Below are 15202 nucleotides of genomic sequence, written 5' to 3' on the forward strand. Positions count from 1 at the left end.
CAAGATTCTGCGCGACCACCGCCGCGCGGGTATGTGGCCCAGCCGGGGTAGCCGCCGATGACGACGTCAACAAGACCCAGGCTGGCGGCGCGCCTGGGTGGCGAGACTGCCAACGTCATCCGGGTGATCGCGCGATCCAGTAGCTCGCGGCGGTCTCCGTTCAGCGGCAGCTCGGCGCCTCGGGCGTAGGCAGCGACAAGGGCCGGAGCCCCGGGTCGTGTATTCCGCTGCCGCTCAAGACGCGTTCAGCCACGCTGGATCGCCTGGCAGCCGATACTGCTGTGATGGCGCTCGGTAACTACGGTGTGCTCGTCGGGACGCTGGAATCGCATCACCGGGACACCCCGGACGATCAGGGGCGATGGTTTCACGTCTACCTTCAGGTGACTGCACCGGCGGGCCGGTATCGGTGCGCGGTAGACGTGGACAGCAAGCAGTCGGCGACCGGCGTGCAGTGGCGGGTGCTAACACTCGACCGGGCACAGCTTCCAGCGCTCCACGATCTTTTTGCTGGCTACCACCCACTCGCCACGACGCCCACCTCGGGGGCGCTGGACTACCTGCGCCATCCCGCCCTGAGGACCCGTGCAGGCTGCATCTCCAGCTTGGTGTTTCGTCCCGTACAGACTTCTCTGGGGCGGCTCTCGGGTGTTCGAGCCTGGCGCACCGGGTCGAATCTGGAGGCGGCCACGGCGCTGGAGTCGATCCTCACGATCGGTGCCCGGATCGCGATCTTTGGCGAGCCATTCACCGCCGGGCTGGGCATGCACAACATTCACCAGAACCAAGGCGACCCGTTGGGCAGCCAGTGGTACGCCGAGAACGGCACGTGGCAGGACGGCGGCACGGTGGTGTACCTACCGGACGGGCGGTATTGCTTGTTCCTCTCGAAGTTCACTACGCAGTCGTTCGACACCAACGACGATGGGCACCCCGGGTAGTGCGTCATCCATGACGCAGCGGGCCGCCTCGAGGTGCAGCGAGCCCGCTTCTACAAGTACGCCTCATCCCCGAATGTCGCTCGGCGGCGCCATAGGTTGTTGAGTTGTGCTCGAACTCTGTACCGGTCATCTCGTCGGTCACCGCGACGTTGCGCTCGTACTCCGCCAACTGCCGGCAGAGTGCTCGACCCCTGGCGGCTCGGACCCAACCCGTCTACCACGGCGGGCGGCTGGCTTCCATTAGTCCCACCACATCCTTGACGGATCCGTCCCAGGACATGCCCGACGTTCGGCCTAGAGTGCTGGGCACTTTGATGACCGCAGACGCGAGGACTGAAGGTGGCGGCTGCATGGGATACTGGGGCACCTTGATCGCTGTGCAGCGCAATGGGCGGGATCTCGCTGCGCTGACCGACCGAAACGCCGAGCTTCGTGTACACGACAGCGCGCGACGAGGCGACGGTTGGCAGGTATACAGCCTGCCCGACAACGTGGTCGTCGCTGACGCTGACGACGTGCTTCCACGGCTGGCGAAGGAGTCCCAGGCTCCGGTCTTGGCCGCCTTCATAGCCGACAGCGATTACGGCCAGATGGCAGGGCTCAGCCAGCTCCACGGTCGGTGGGAGGCGTGGTTGGACGCGGATACGGCGCGCCTGTTCGAGCGTGATCACCTGGTCATGCAGGGTGTGTCGAAGGCTGATGCCAACCGACAGGCTCTGCGGATGATCGCCGGGTTCGGGCTGCCGCCCGTCGCAGCGGCCGAGCGGGCAACCCAGTGGGCGAGGGAGGCCGGCTACGCGGTGCCCGTCGGACCGGTCCGGCAGATCCTCGCCAGTAGGCGCCCTCCAGGCGTCAGCGCCCTGACGCGCCTGCCGTGGAAGCGCTATGTCCTCGTCGAGGAAATGTTCTTCGCGCTCCTGGACAACCTCGGGCTGCCACGTATCTCTCTGTCGTAGCCGGCTCGCGTGGTTCGGAACGTCACCGCCGTGTAGACCACAGCTCTCGCCAGTCGAACATGGATTGGTCGGTGGGTCAGTCCAGTTGATCGAGCCGGCCGGTTTCGAGGTGGGTGGTGTCGCCATCGGAGTCGAGGGCGGCGTCGAGCAGCCGCGCGAGTGAGGTGCCGTACACCGGGACGTCGGCGGGGTCGTCGACCAGGCGGAGGCGGTCGTCGAACTCGTCCGACCGGGTGGCCGCCACCTCCTCGATTCGGCAGAGGACCCAGTGGGTCGACTGCGTCATCCTCGCTCGCGAGCCACATAGCACAGTTGGGCATGGCAATGAGTGCCTGCGGCGTAGGGGTGCCGAATGGTCGAATGTTGTCCGCGATCAGCTCCTCCCACGCCTCTGCAGCGACATCAGGGGCATTGCGTATTCGGATTGCTCCTGGTCACGGTGTCGATGAGGTCGTTGGGTCGGCGTTGGTGCGTCTGGTGGCTCTGGCGATGTTGGAGTTCACCGTTGCTGTGGTGGTATCCGATGGTCCGGTCCAGATCCCGTGCCCAGTCCGCGGTCGCGGCGAACGTGACTGCGCCGGCCAGCACCGCGCGCACCGCCACCGCAAGGGGTAGCCTGGGCGGGGGACCCGTCCGAAGGCGATCGGGTCGAGCCCGTTTGGTTTCGCTTCCAGGTCCGGTCTGTCCTTCAGGGTCCGGCGCCGGTCGGGCTCGACGTCGACGGAGGAGACAGACATGGCGGTAGGAGTGTTTGCGGGCATCCCGGTGCGCGACTATGACAAAGCCCTGGAGTGGTATAAGCGGCTGCTCGGTGCTGAACCGGCCTTCTATCCGAACGAGATCGAGGCGGTCTGGCAGTTGGCCGAGGATCGGTACGTGTACATCATCCAAGATCCCGACCGGGCCGGCGGAGCTGTCAGCATGATTTGGGTCGACGACCCGGTCGCCGAGGTTGCGAGGATCTCCGGACAGGGCCTGGAGCCGGTCGACGTTGAGAAGCACGACTCGGTCTGGAAGTACGTCTTCCACGACAGCGACGGCAACGAGACCGGAATCGGCGGAGAGGTCTCGACGACCGGATGATCACTGGCCCCGCGCTGCAGGCGGGGGACCTCAGACCACAAGCCCGGAAATCGAGTTCGGTCGGGTCCATCGGCTGAGGCAGGATGTCGGGGTGATCTGGGGCAGACGCGACAGTCCGGTCCTCCCGGCTTCGATGGTGGGGGAGAGCGGGCTGCTTGGGGCGGTGCGGATCGCGGTCGACGAGGCTGGGGTAGGCCGGTGGGACGCGTTGAACCGTCTGGTCGAGGTGCTGTTCGAGGTCGACGCCGCAGGGGATGAGGTGGTGGCGCGGTCGGCATTGGCGCTGGTGGCTCGTGTGCCGCGGTTGGTGGTCCGGCTGGATGAGCACGCGCGGTCAGCGCCGTGGTACGGCCACGACCGCGAGCCCGCGTTACGGCAAGCCGCGACGTGGTTCACGGGTGCGTCGTCGGGGCCAGTGGCGACGGCGTTGGCGAGCATGCATGGTGACGGGCGGATCCGGAAGCGTGCGGTCGCGGCAATGGTCAGCCGTCCGTGCATGGAGATAATGCCGTTTCTGGTGCTGCGTACCGCTGACTGGGCCAGGCCGGTGCGGGATCAGGCGCGGGCCGGGCTCGCGGTGCTGCTCGCCGATGACCCCGCTGTCTACCTGCCGTCGGTATTGCCGATGGCGCTGCGTCTCCAGGCGCGCCTGCGTGCTGGCTTCGCTGTCAACCAGGTGCAGGCGGCGGTGTTGGCGACGAGGGAGCAGGTGTGGCGCGGCCTGCTCGGCTCGGGTGGCCGCCGGCAGCGGCGGTTCGTGTTCGACATCGCCCTGTCGCAGGGATGGCTGCGTCTGCCCGACTACGTGACCAGCGCCGAGACTGACCCGGATGTGGGGATCCGGGTCCGGGCGGCGGAGGCGGCCTGCCGTGAGGCGGTCTGGGCCCGCCGGCTCGATGTCCTGCGCCGCTTAGCGGGGTCGCGGCGGCCCGAGGTGCGGGTGGTGGCGTTGACCGGGCTGGTCCGGGTCGGCCGTGACTCTGACGTTGCCGTGCACCTGGACGATGACGCGCCGCTTGTGCGGGCGGTGGCCCGGGACGCGGCCCGCCGCCTCGGCATCGACGCGCGGGAGCGGTACCGGACCGCGGTCCGTGCCACAGAGCCGCTCCTGGGGGCGATCGCCGGACTCGCCGAGTCCGGCTCGGCCGCGGATGCTCCGCTGCTGAGGCCGCTGCTGAGTCACCCGCTGGCCAAGGTTCGCGCCCAAGCGGTCAGGGGTCTGCGGATGCTGGATGCTGTCGTTGTCGGGGAGTTGGTTTCGCTGTTGCGGGATCCGTCGCCGGCGGTGGTCCGAGAGGTGACCGCCGCGCTGCGGCCGTTGGCCGGTGCCGTGCCGCCGGTCTTACCGTGGGAGCTGCTCGCGGATGGCCGGGTGGAGTTGCGTCGGGCCGGCTACCGGCTGCTGCGTGGCCGCGGTGTCGGCGTCGAGTTGCGCGCTGCCCTGGTGCTGGCCCTCGACCCGGATCCCCGGCTGGCTGGACGTGGCAAAGCCGACGTAACCCGCCTCGCTCGAGGCGTCGAACGAACGACCTGGCACCGCGGCCCACGGCCGCAGCTGTCGGTCACCGCGACGCAGCACACCGAACTGGTCGCGTTGGCGGCCCGAGCGACGACGGTGCTCGGCGAGGACACCAGCCAGAAGCTTGCGATCTGGCTGGCGCGTACCCGCCCCGACAGGTGATTGCTCTCTGCCACGTACAGCCCGGGAACGTCGACGCCCTGGTGACGTCGACTGGCCCGGTTCGGTAGCTTGAACACGACAGCGGAGGACGCCAGTGGGTGATCGGACCGGCGACGCCGTCGATGAGGCTGTCCTCACGTTCGAGGGTGCTGCGGTCCTGGAATGGGTCATGAACCCCTCGTTGGCGATCACCCACCCGGTGCATGTTGAAATCCGGGCCCGGTCGCGGGGCATGTCGGTAGCATGAAGTTCCAATGCGTGGTCCTGGGCGGCATAGGCGGCTGCGGTGTCGCCGCGAGCGGTGTGCACATGGGACTCGGCATACCGCAGCCGCACCTCCGGCCAGCCGAACAATGACCCCCGATCGGCGGCAATCTCGTAGGGGACACGCTCGGTGAGTTCGGTCAGCTGCCGCAACGTCGTCACGGCCGTAGGGTCGCCGAGGTCGGCTTGGGTCTGGGCGAGCCCACTCAGCAATGCGCAGGACGCACCGTCCGGGGCGATGTGCTTGCCAAGCCGTTCACGGGCCAGGCTGAGGTCCTCGTCCGGCCGGCGGCCGACATAAGGCCCATTGGCCACCGCCCACGCGCGCACCCACACCTGCGCGGCTGGATCCTCGGAATCGTCTGCGGCGTCGATGGCGGTATGCCACCAACGGCGGGCCTGACGGCGCTCACCTAGATTCGACCACGCATACGCGGTGGCGCCTGCCAGATATCCCGCCGAGCGCAGCAAGCCGCGGCGGTCGGAGCCGCTGATGCCGAGGTAGGCGGCGACGTGCTCGGGGATCGCACCGTCCTTGATCCGCCGGGCGGCTCCGGCCGGAGCGTGCCGCCGGCGCCCGCGCGGCCAAGCAGGCCCGCGGCCTGCCGACCGGGCGCCCGGCGAGGCTCCCCGGCGACGAGGTGTGAACGACGCGAAACCACGTTGCACGTTTACGACGTCGCCATCTTCGGCTCACGGGGGCGCCAACCCGACCCGATTCAGTGCACTCCATGATCCGAACTCTCCGCACCCTGGGCCACGTCACCGCGGCCCTCGCCCTCCCTCTGCTCACCTCGTTGCCGGCGTACGCCGCCGTGCCGGAATCCCTACCGGCGCAGGCGGCGCCGGCGGCCGACCACGTGATCCTCATCGGCCTCGACGGCTTCGACTACGACTACCTGGGCGAGGTGCCGACGCCCAACATCGACCAGCTCGTCAAGCGTGGCAGCGTCACCGAATCGACCGGCGTCATGCAGTCGATCACCAACCCGTCCTGGTCCTCGATCGCGACCGGCGCCTGGCCGGAGCGGCACCTCAACACCGCCTACGTCTACGACCCGGTGTCGCACACCGCCCGCGGCCAGGAGCGCGATCTCGCGGTGCCCACCATCGCGGAGGCGGTCCGCGCCCAGGGCGGCACCGTGATGTCGTCGCAGTGGTTCATCGTGCAGAACCACGGGACGGCGTACGGCGACCCGGAGGGCATCTACACCCAGCCCGGCGGTGACTGCTCCCGTCGCGTCGACGACATCGTGAAGGTGATCAAGGGCGAGCCCGTCAAGAGCGGCGCCACCATGGTCACGGCCCCGAAGATCCCCGACCTCATGGCGGTCTACTGCGACGCGCTCGACGCGATCGGCCACGAGGGTGGCGACCACGACCCGCGGATCCCGAGCGCTCTGGCGGATCTCGACGCCCAGATCGGCCGGATCGTGCAGGCCACCAAGGACGCCGACATCTTTGGTCGCACCACCTTCGTCATCACCGGCGACCACGGCATGACCACGTTCACCAAGGGCTTCGGCACGCAGATGATCGACGCGATCGCCAAGGCCGGCTACAAGGCCGAGCTTCTCGGGACCGGCAGGACGCCCAAGCCCGACACCGATGCCGTCATCGTTGTCGGCGGCATCGGCAGCCTGCATCTGGTCGGCGCCGCGAAGAACGACCCGCAGGCGGTCGCGAAGATCAAGGCCGCGCTCGAGGCGACCCCGCATGTGAGCCAGGTGTTCGACAAGGCCGCCCAGCAGGCGATGCACATGAGCCCCCGCTTCGGTGAGCTCGTCATCGAGCCGGAGCCCGGCTGGTCGATCGGCGGCGACCCGGCGGGTGGCGTCGCCGGCCGTCACGGCGCCACGACCGAGCTGCGCATCCCGCTGGTGCTCTCCGGCGCCGGCGTCCTGCCCGGTCTGCACCCGGTTGACCCGAACCACGTCGACATCGCCCCGACGATCGCCGCGCTGCTCGGCATCCAGCCGCCGTCGGGCGCGCAGGGTCGGGTGCTGAGCGAGTCGATCCGCGACTGACGCCAGAGCCTCGCCGTGGCGGTGACCTCCACCGTCACGGCGACGCGTTGTCTCAGGACGTCCGCGCGGGCCTCAGCGACTTCCGCGGCCGCCGGGAAACTGGGCGAGCGACGGCATGAACGACGAGGCCCACGCGGCCACGCAGTCATGACGACCACGGCCGCAGAGTCAGATCTCGGATGGGGCGTCCTCTCGATTCCTTCGTCAACTACGTCCGGGCAGTGGATGGAAGCGTGACAGTCATCGCGCCGTCGACGGCCACCGTCGACGGCCGCTTCCGTTTCCCGATCCTGACCGTCGACGGCGACACGGCGACGTTCGGCGGGGGTGCCCGCCTCGTGGCTCACGGCGGCGCGCTCACGCTCGAGATCGAGGAGCCCTGGGTCGCCGCGACGCCTGCTCTGCGGCACGCCGTTGCCGTTCTTGCGGACATCCCGGGTTACTCGCGGACCAGGGCTCTGTCGGTCCTTGGGACACGGGCGACGAACTCGGATGGCGGGCGTCTTGTTTTCGCCGATGTCTTTTCCGACACACCGGCGCCGGGGGCGGTGGTCGCCTTCGACTTCCGCTACCCGTACGGGACAGCGCTCGCGGCGGTCGACTTCGCCGCCAGTGAGTAGCGCATCGCGTAGTAGGCGCAGGTGTCCAGCCTGTTCTGCGACCGTCACGCGGTGGTCCACGGCAGACGCGCGAGGTACGCGAGCAGCGCCGCGCGGCTGTCCGGCAGCCCGTACTCGTCAACGAGCATGGCGACGTTGCCGAAGTCCTGGCCGTCGATCAACCAGGGATTCGGTGACCGGCTCAGCACCTCGACGAGCCGTCGTTGTCGCGGCGCCAACGCCGCAGCGGGCGTCGTCGCCGGCAGCGGCCCATCCGGGAACGCGAGGCGCAACGCCTCTCCCAGTACTATCAACGACTGGTCGCCGCAGACGGTGGGCAGCCGGCGGAGCAGCGCGTCGAAGGCGCGGTCCGTGTGCTGGGGGCCGAGCTGCCGCAGGGCGAGTCCGGCGTACCCACCCAGGTCCCCATTGAGGAACGGCACCCACCCCGCGTCCGCCGGCGGGTTCACCGTGTCATCGGGCGGGACGGCCGTCCAGGCCAACAGCTCGTCAACGGTCGCGTCGTCGGCCTGCGCACCCAGAACCCGGGCCCGCCCGATCGCGGCAGCCCAGCGGACCAGCGGGTGCGGGTCGGCCAGCAACCGGAGGTCTGGCGCGGCGCCAAGCAACCCGGAGGCCACCAGCATGGTGGCCACCGCCGCGGGCTCCGGTACGACCTCTGCCAGGTCGGGCTCCAGTCTGGCCGCGATCGCGTGGGTCAGCGTGGGCAGGCTACCGGTGGCCTCCTCCGGGAACCAGGCGAGGGCGTGCGCCGCCCCGATTCGCACCCCCGGATCAGGGTGGCCCAGCAGGCTACGGAACAGTGGCACCCCGGCCCGTACCGCGTCGTACACCGCCAGTTCGATGTAGGACCACAGCTGGTTCTGCTCCTTGGTGGTCAGGGACTGGACGTACGCGTACTCGACGTACTCCTTCTTCGCCTCGTCATCGCCGGTCCAGGGGGGTGGCTTGGCGGCGAGCAGCTCTCGCCCGCCTTCGGCGGCCCGGCGGTAGTCGGTCGCCGGGAAGCCGTCCGGCAGGAAGTTCTCGTCGTAGCCGATCGCCAGGGAGGTCAGCAGGGCGAGTATTGCCGCCGGGTCCGGAGTGGCGGGGTCGGCGAGCAGTTCCAGCAGGAACGGCACTGCGTAGGCGCTCGCCTGGTACCGGCTGCCCTGGTGGAAGATGTTGGTGTACAGGGTGCCGAGGGCGTTGTCTCGTTCAGTCGGATCGGGCGATCGCAGGGCGCGGATCTGGCCGGGCACGTCGTCGGCCGCCCCGTAGGCGTGGCCGAGCCGCCGCCACTCGATGTCATCAAGGCATTCGAGCATGCCCTATGTTCCCCGTCGTGCATACCGGCGTGCGGGTGAGGGTGCCGCCCCGGACGCCGGGGCAGGTGGGGACGCTCACGGGCGTCGGCCGGGCGAGCGAACCGTGTACGGCGATGAGTCCATCCTTTCATCACCACCTGGCGTCGAGGTGTTCAGCGCAGACGAGGTCAACGTCGCCACCACGCGCCTCACGGACGCGGGTCTGATCACCCTGAAGGAGAACAACACCGAGTGCTGCTACGCCCTCCAGGACACGGTCTGGGTACGTGGCCCTGGCAACGAGCCCTGGGAGGTCTACACCGTCAAGGCCGACTCTCCGCAGTTGGAGAAGACCGCCGAGAGCGTCCGCTGCACCCTGGCGGCCGAGACGGAACTCGCAGCCAGCTAGACCGCCTCAAGCTGCACCGACAGTCCAGGATTGTCCGCCACCACCTCTGAACGTGGACCGGTGTTTCGCCCAGCGTCAATCCCACACCGACGTGCGGCTGCGCGGCAAGCCGATTGCGGCGCCGGGCCTGCCAGCGCGGCGCCAGCTCCGCAACCAGGGCCTCGATCACCAGCCGGGACAACCCCGTCATCCGACGATTCATCATGATCGCAGCACCATGACGGGACCACGATCATCGATACCCAGAACTCCGCAACCATGCATGAGGTCGTAGGGAAGCGTGGTCGTTCCGCGATCCTGATGCCACCAAGTGACAGTGATGTCCGCCGATTAGGTTTAGCAGACGGCCGCTGGCAGTCGCATTCGGCGGCAGGGGTGCATGCTCAGCCAGTCAGGCGACCTGGGTGAGGCCGCATGATTGGGCCGCCACGCGTGGCTGCCGCGTCAGGCGATGTGGGCCAGCGCTCTGCCGACGACCGAGCCCGGGGTGTGGCCGAAGGTGTTGCGGATCACTCTGGCCGGGGTTGCCGGGTTCGGCGACATGAAGAGGTCTTCAATTGCCTATATCGTTAGTTGGGTGGAGGAGGCGTGTGGTGCTGCCGCTGTATGAGAGGAAGGCGGAGTTCTTCCGCACGCTGGGGCATCCGGTTCGTATCCGGGTGCTGGAGTTGCTTGGTGATGGGCCGATGACGGTGCGGGACCTGCTGGCTGATGTGGACGTCGAGGCGTCGAGCCTGTCTCAGCAGTTGGCGGTGCTGCGTCGAGCGGGGATCGTCACGTCGAGGCGGGACGGGTCGGCGGTTGTCTACGCCCTCGCGGGACCGGACGTGGCGGATCTCATGCGAGCGGCCCGCCGCTTCCTGACTGAGATGTTGACAGGCCAGGCGGAGCTGCTGGAGAGCCTCCGCGCAGACCGGGTCGGCGCTGACGACGAGCCGCTGCCGGTTCCGCGGTGACTGCCGCCGTGCTCGGCCGGGCGGCCTGGCGCCGGTTGGTTGGTCTTCTGCCGCAGGCCGCAGACGTTGCGGCGATGCAGAGGCAGCCTCGCCGTGACCTGGTCGCTGGGCTCACCGTCGCGGTGGTGGCACTGCCGTTGGCGCTGGGGTTCGGCGTATCGTCCGGTTTGGGGGCATCGGCCGGTTTGGTGACCGCGATCGTGGCTGGTGCGCTCGCCGCGTTGTTCGGCGGGTCGAACCTGCAGGTGTCTGGGCCCACCGGAGCGATGACGGTGGTGCTGGTGCCGATCGTGGCGCGGTACGGGCCGGGCGGCGTACTCACCGTCGGAGTGCTGGCGGGCCTGATTCTGCTGGCACTGGCCCTGGTTCGCGCTGGACGGTATGTGCGTTACGTGCCGGCGCCGGTGGTGGAAGGTTTCACCGTGGGTATCGCTGCGGTGATTTTCCTGCAGCAGGTGCCTGCCGCGTTGGGTGTGCCGAGCCCGGACGGCGAGAACGTCAGCGTGGTGGCCTGGCGGGCGTTGGTCGAGTTCGCTGGCCATCCGAACTGGCCCGCGGTGATGGTGGCGCTCGTGGTGGCGGCGGTGATGCTGGTTGGCGGGCGGTGGCGGCCCACGGTGCCGTTCTCGCTGATCATGGTGGCTGCGGCCACCGTGATTGGGCAGCTGCTGTCGCTCGACGTCGCCCGCATCGGTGCCCTGCCCGCCACTCTTCCCGCCCCCTCGCTGGGCTTCCTTGATCTGGCTGCCGTGCCGGCGCTGTTCACCTCGGCGTTGGCGGTCGCCGCGTTGGCCGCACTGGAGAGTCTGCTGTCGGCGACGGTCGCCGACGGCATGACGGTGAATCAGCGCCACGACCCGGATCGGGAACTGTTCGGCCAAGGGGTGGCGAACCTGGTGACTCCGCTGTTCGGTGGCGTTCCGGCGACCGCGGCGATCGCCCGTACCGCGGTCAACGTCCGCTCCGGTGCCCAGTCGCGGCTCGCTTCGTTAACCCACGCGGTCACGCTGGCGGCGATCATGTTGGTAGCCGCTCCACTGGTGGCGTACATCCCGGTTGCCGCCCTGGCCGGGGTGCTGCTAGGCACGGCAGTGCGCATGGTCGAGGTGGGTTCGCTGGCCGCCCTGGCCCGCGCGACCCGCTCCGACGCGCTCATCCTGGTGCTGACCGCGATTGCCACCCTTGCCCTGGACCTGATTGCCGCCGTCGGGATCGGCCTGCTCGTCGCTGCCGCGTTGGCTATCCGCAAGATCGCGCGTGCAGCTCGGTTGGAGGAGGTGCCGCTCGACATCGCTGATCACCACGTTGAGGAGGCGGCCTTGCTCCGGGAGCACATTGTGGCCTATCGCTTCGACGGGCCGTTGTTCTTCGCGGCCGCCCACCGGTTCCTGCTCGAACTGACCGAGGTGGCGGAGGTGCGGGTGATCATCTTGCGGATGTCGCGGGTGTCGACGATCGATGGTTCCGGCGCGCTCGTGTTACGCGACGCGATCGAGCGTCTCGAAAACCGCGGCATCGCTGTCCTTGTCTCCGGTGTGCGAGCGGGACAGGAGAAGATCCTCGACGCGGTTGGCGTGCTCGACCGGCTCCGCGCTGCCGGCTGCGTCTTTGCCGACACGACAGAGGCGATCGGCGCGGCCCGAGCCCACCTGCGCCGCACCGGCGTCTTGGCCCCCGAGGAGCAGGACGTGTCCGACGCCGCTGGGCAGTCGTGACGGAACTACGTCAGGAAGGTGGATGCGGCGATAACCCGGCCCGGCGTGCGGCGTGGGATGCCTACGTGGCTGTCCGGGTCGGCCTGCTACCCGACCTTGACGCCCTGCCGGTGAGGGACGGCAGGATCGCCGCGAACCTGGCCGGGCTCGCGATCCGCATCCGTCAACACGCTCCGCTGTGGCCCGTCTACGGTGGCAAGCTCGTCGTCGTGGTCGGCCGCGCCCGTGAGCTGCAGCGCGCCAGCGATCGCGGCGGCCTGACCGCTCTGCTACGAGTCATGCTCGTGTGGCTGTTCAGACTCTCGCGGGGTACGGCCCGGCTCCCAGGCACGGCACCCGGCAGTAGCTGACCGGGGGAGCGTCGGAGGATCGTCGCGTCGTAGCGACCGGGTGTCGGCGGCTGCCAGGCCGGCACGGCTGGCGAGGCCAGCGTCGAGTGGCGAGGTTGCCGGCGAGGTCGATGCGACGGGTTGACGTCTCCTCCTGCTGGCATCCCGCATAGGCAGGGGTTGCCGGCCGCGCATCGTTTCCGGCTGCGGGAGGCAGCATGGCCCGCCGTACGAGAGAAGGGCCGGCGGGCCATGCCGGATCAGGGTGCCGCCGTGGCGCGGCGAGATGCGATGCCCAGCGCGCCGAATCTCCGCCGACAGGCCGCCCGCGCCGATTTGCCGGACTGTCAGTGATGGCATTACGTGGGATCGGGTTCTCGACGCCCTCGTGACTTGCTAACTTTAGCAAGTCACAAGATGTGCTTGTAGATCGCCGATGCTGGGAGCTGGCATCCGTCGCGTCCGTCCGGGTGGCTGACGCACTGCATTCGTGGTCACCGATGAGTGGCAAGGCGGTCCTGTTTGCCCAGCTGGCCGCCATTGAGGCGGTGCCGATCTGCCTGGCGCCCACGGGCCTGGACGAGTTCGTGGGCGGCGGCGCGGGCGCTGGCCCCTCGTTCGATGCGATCGATCTGGAGGCGATCGCGGCGCCGGCCTGTTTCGAGGTGGAGCGAGGGCTGCAGGGGGCGCTGGACATCCCGCCTTTCACGACGACCAGCACGGTTCGGCGATAGCGGTGCTGGCTGCGCTGCGCAACGCTTCGCGGGTAGTGGGCAAGCGGGTGGAGTCGGCGCGGGCTGTTTCGGGGTGCGTTGGATGCGCGGGCGCGTGAGGTCGCGACGCCCATGAAGCTGGCCGCTACGAATGTGCTTGCCGGGCTGGTGCCCCGGGAGGAACCGTCGGCCACCCGGCTGCTGCCTCAGGTGCGCTACGTCCGGATCGTGCCCACCGCGGCGGGGGCGGTGGTCGCGGCCGAACTTGCCGTAGCTCGCCTCCGGCGGCCGGCGGCGTGCCCCGGCAAGACGCAACTCGTAGGGTGTCTCCCCAGGAAGGGGTGGCCCGTGAGCACGCCGTTGTATCAGGCCAAAGCCGAGTTTTTCAAGACGTTGGGGCACCCGGCGCGGATCCGGGTCCTCGAACTTCTTGCGGAGCGGGAGCATGCGGTGTCGGAGCTGTTGCCGCAGGTGGGTATCGAAGCAGCGCACCTGTCGCAACAGTTGGCGGTGCTGCGCCGGGCGAACCTGGTGGTGACCCGCCGGGATGGTTCTACCGTGTACTACTCGCTGGTCAGCCCACAGGTGGCGGAGTTGCTGGCGGTGGCGCGGCGGATCCTCACCGAGGTGTTGACCAGTCAGGCTGAGCTGCTGGGTGATCTACGCGCCGCTGAGCGGACTGACTATCTGTGAGCGTGCTGTCCAGACCAGCAGTGGGGTGGTCGGACAGGAAAGGCCGGGAGGATGTCGACGAGGGGAGTGGGTGGTGGGCTGACTGGCAAGATCCGTAGCGTGGATCAGGTGGCCGAACCGTGCCGGCCGCCGCGTTGGGGTCGGCGCAGGTGCGCTATGCGGACGCCGGTCCTCGTCGTCGGCGCGCCCATCCCGCTGGGAGCAGGGTTGAGCTGACCTGGCGGTGAATCCGCCACCGCCGCCGCGCACCGCCCAGCTCGGGCAGCAGCGACGCGATCACCGCCCACGCCTCATCGGTCAACTCGCCGCGACGCACCACCGGCACATCGTCAACGATCACCCCTACAAGATCGGCAGGACGCGCCCTAGACGCCCACTCCCTCAAGGCATGCAGCCTGCGCGACGAGCGCGGCCTCGATGCGTCGGTGGCGTCGTTGCGCCGGTGGGTGCGGGCGAACCTGCCCGAGGAAACTCGCTGAGCCGGGCGGGGCGTGGACGAGCGGGGACCTGCCGTATCACCAGCGGCATACATGTCATGGCCCCGCGGTAGATGTCGACTCGCCCACTGGTGGGCGATCGTCGGAGCCGACCGTTTCGACGACCCGACGGAGACGCCATGCCCACGTACGCCCGCCCCCGCCTGCCTGACGCTGCTGGCCTTGCCTGCGTCGCCGCGCTGGCGATCGCACTCACTCGGGCCGCCCTGCCGGCAGCTGACGGCTACACGAAGGGATTCGCGCCCTGGTGGGTTCCTGCGGTCGGCGCCCTGTTCGGCGTCGGTGCCGTGCTGGCCATGCGGCGGCGGCCCGGTTCGGTCCGGGTACCACGCCTGGCGGTGCTGGCCACCGCGTGGTCGGCGCTCGTCCTGCTGATCTGGTCGGCCGGCGGCATTGTCTTCGACGCGCTGCGGGCGCTGGCAGTACTCGGTGTGCCAGGACTGCCACCGGTCGTCGACTGGCCGGGGTTCATGGCTCGCGCCGCGGCGCTTGCGGCCGGGGCGCTGCTGGCCGCAGCTGCCCTCCGCCATGCCAGGGCCACCGGTGCATGCCGCGCCCCGAAGGTCTGGCCCGGCTATGCGGCAGCCGCACTGGTCCTGCCGTACCCGGCCCTGAAGGTCTACTGGGCGATGGGTGGCGAGTTGGCGCGGCGGGCGGTCGGCCCGGCCTCTCTCGAGGGCTTCCCCGTCATGGAGTTGGTCGTCTTCGGGGTAGCCGGCGGGATCGCCCTCGCGTTGGTGCAGCCGTGGGGTCGGTTCCTGCCGCGCTGGATGCTACTTGTCGCCGGCTGGACCGCGACCGGTGTGCTGCTCAGCATGGGGGCACTGGCCGGGCTCGGCACCCTGGCGCAGGCGATGGGCGTGGTCAACGGCCCGGTACGTTTCACCGGCGGCGGGTGGATCGTGGCCTTCGTGTACGGATCCTGGCTGCTGCTCGGTCTCGCTTTCGGCGCTGCCACGCTCCAATACCAGTGGCGCGCCCAGCCGGCACCCGCGCCGTCCGCCCCCCTGCCGACGGCTGCCTAGGCTGGGG

At 69.3% G+C, this 15202-nt stretch carries 14 protein-coding genes and 2 pseudogenes; 13 read left to right on the forward strand and 3 right to left on the reverse strand.

Annotated elements, in window-relative coordinates; all coding sequences use genetic code 11:
• Positions 1-284 precede the first annotated feature (284 nt).
• Both AB0L34_RS03620 and AB0L34_RS03625 read left to right on the forward strand, forming a co-directional pair.
• Positions 285-941, forward strand: a complete 657-nt coding sequence (locus AB0L34_RS03620; RefSeq protein WP_363701575.1) for a DUF2278 family protein — start codon at positions 285-287, stop codon at positions 939-941.
• Between the two features lie 350 nt (positions 942-1291).
• Positions 1292-1897 carry a hypothetical protein gene (locus AB0L34_RS03625; RefSeq protein ID WP_363701577.1) on the forward strand — a complete coding sequence of 202 codons (606 nt, stop codon included), beginning with the start codon at positions 1292-1294 and terminating at the stop codon, positions 1895-1897.
• 76 nt (positions 1898-1973) lie between these two features.
• On the opposite strand, the gene AB0L34_RS03630 is transcribed toward AB0L34_RS03625, so the two are convergent.
• Entirely contained in the window at positions 1974-2183 is a 210-nt protein-coding gene (locus tag AB0L34_RS03630) for a hypothetical protein (protein WP_363701579.1), read from the reverse strand.
• A gap of 449 nt (positions 2184-2632) precedes the next feature.
• Between AB0L34_RS03630 and AB0L34_RS03635 the strand changes: the two genes are divergently transcribed.
• The 4 genes from AB0L34_RS03635 (at position 2633) to AB0L34_RS03650 (ending at position 7572) form a co-directional block, all read left to right on the forward strand.
• Positions 2633-2980, forward strand: coding sequence for a VOC family protein (locus tag AB0L34_RS03635; protein ID WP_357459837.1), 348 nt, complete (start codon positions 2633-2635; stop codon positions 2978-2980).
• A gap of 91 nt (positions 2981-3071) precedes the next feature.
• Complete coding sequence (locus AB0L34_RS03640) at positions 3072-4661, forward strand: hypothetical protein (protein ID WP_363701581.1); 1590 nt, start codon at positions 3072-3074, stop codon at positions 4659-4661.
• 995 nt (positions 4662-5656) lie between these two features.
• Complete coding sequence (locus AB0L34_RS03645) at positions 5657-6952, forward strand: alkaline phosphatase family protein (RefSeq protein ID WP_363701583.1); 1296 nt, start codon at positions 5657-5659, stop codon at positions 6950-6952.
• A gap of 179 nt (positions 6953-7131) precedes the next feature.
• Positions 7132-7572, forward strand: a complete 441-nt coding sequence (locus AB0L34_RS03650) for an HtaA domain-containing protein (protein ID WP_363701585.1) — start codon at positions 7132-7134, stop codon at positions 7570-7572.
• A gap of 44 nt (positions 7573-7616) precedes the next feature.
• On the opposite strand, the gene AB0L34_RS03655 is transcribed toward AB0L34_RS03650, so the two are convergent.
• Positions 7617-8879: a HEAT repeat domain-containing protein gene (locus AB0L34_RS03655; RefSeq protein WP_363701587.1), complete on the reverse strand. Its 1263-nt coding sequence runs from the start codon at positions 8877-8879 to the stop codon at positions 7617-7619.
• A 139-nt stretch (positions 8880-9018) separates the two neighbouring features.
• Here AB0L34_RS03655 and AB0L34_RS03660 point away from each other — a divergent pair.
• The 6 genes and pseudogenes from AB0L34_RS03660 to AB0L34_RS03685 form a co-directional block, all read left to right on the forward strand.
• Positions 9019-9267: pseudogene (locus AB0L34_RS03660) on the forward strand (glyoxalase/bleomycin resistance/dioxygenase family protein); the annotation flags it as partial.
• 590 nt (positions 9268-9857) lie between these two features.
• On the forward strand, positions 9858-10223 hold the full coding sequence (locus tag AB0L34_RS03665) for a metalloregulator ArsR/SmtB family transcription factor (protein ID WP_363701589.1): 366 nt from the start codon (positions 9858-9860) through the stop codon (positions 10221-10223).
• 74 nt (positions 10224-10297) lie between these two features.
• Entirely contained in the window at positions 10298-11938 is a 1641-nt protein-coding gene (locus tag AB0L34_RS03670; protein WP_363701641.1) for a SulP family inorganic anion transporter, read from the forward strand.
• 65 nt (positions 11939-12003) lie between these two features.
• The gene (locus AB0L34_RS03675) at positions 12004-12288 is read left to right on the forward strand and encodes a hypothetical protein (RefSeq protein ID WP_363701591.1); all 285 of its coding nucleotides are present in this window, start codon (positions 12004-12006) and stop codon (positions 12286-12288) included.
• Between the two features lie 449 nt (positions 12289-12737).
• Complete coding sequence (locus AB0L34_RS03680) at positions 12738-13001, forward strand: hypothetical protein (RefSeq protein ID WP_363701593.1); 264 nt, start codon at positions 12738-12740, stop codon at positions 12999-13001.
• Between the two features lie 327 nt (positions 13002-13328).
• On the forward strand, positions 13329-13673 hold the full coding sequence (locus tag AB0L34_RS03685) for a metalloregulator ArsR/SmtB family transcription factor (protein ID WP_363701595.1): 345 nt from the start codon (positions 13329-13331) through the stop codon (positions 13671-13673).
• A 199-nt stretch (positions 13674-13872) separates the two neighbouring features.
• Here the strand turns inward: AB0L34_RS03685 and AB0L34_RS03690 are convergent.
• A pseudogene (locus AB0L34_RS03690) lies at positions 13873-13989 on the reverse strand (IS5/IS1182 family transposase); the annotation flags it as partial.
• A 300-nt stretch (positions 13990-14289) separates the two neighbouring features.
• Between AB0L34_RS03690 and AB0L34_RS03695 the strand changes: the two are divergent.
• Entirely contained in the window at positions 14290-15195 is a 906-nt protein-coding gene (locus AB0L34_RS03695; RefSeq protein WP_363701597.1) for a hypothetical protein, read from the forward strand.
• The last annotated feature ends 7 nt before the right edge of the window (positions 15196-15202 follow it).

This window comes from Micromonospora sp. NPDC052213 (genome assembly GCF_040679695.1).
GTDB lineage: Bacteria > Actinomycetota > Actinomycetes > Mycobacteriales > Micromonosporaceae > Micromonospora.

What these genes read in the sequence shown, in the direction of transcription:
- AB0L34_RS03625 (WP_363701577.1), top strand. Translation starts at nt 1,292, where the DNA reads ATGGGATACTGGGGCACCTTGATCGCTGTGCAGCGCAATGGGCGGGAT.
- AB0L34_RS03655 (WP_363701587.1), bottom strand. Translation starts at nt 8,879, where the DNA reads ATGCTCGAATGCCTTGATGACATCGAGTGGCGGCGGCTCGGCCACGCC.
- AB0L34_RS03620 (WP_363701575.1), top strand. Translation starts at nt 285, where the DNA reads ATGGCGCTCGGTAACTACGGTGTGCTCGTCGGGACGCTGGAATCGCAT.
- AB0L34_RS03650 (WP_363701585.1), top strand. Translation starts at nt 7,132, where the DNA reads ATGGGGCGTCCTCTCGATTCCTTCGTCAACTACGTCCGGGCAGTGGAT.
- AB0L34_RS03695 (WP_363701597.1), top strand. Translation starts at nt 14,290, where the DNA reads ATGCCCACGTACGCCCGCCCCCGCCTGCCTGACGCTGCTGGCCTTGCC.
- AB0L34_RS03635 (WP_357459837.1), top strand. Translation starts at nt 2,633, where the DNA reads ATGGCGGTAGGAGTGTTTGCGGGCATCCCGGTGCGCGACTATGACAAA.
- AB0L34_RS03670 (WP_363701641.1), top strand. Translation starts at nt 10,298, where the DNA reads ATGCAGAGGCAGCCTCGCCGTGACCTGGTCGCTGGGCTCACCGTCGCG.
- AB0L34_RS03630 (WP_363701579.1), bottom strand. Translation starts at nt 2,183, where the DNA reads ATGACGCAGTCGACCCACTGGGTCCTCTGCCGAATCGAGGAGGTGGCG.
- AB0L34_RS03645 (WP_363701583.1), top strand. Translation starts at nt 5,657, where the DNA reads ATGATCCGAACTCTCCGCACCCTGGGCCACGTCACCGCGGCCCTCGCC.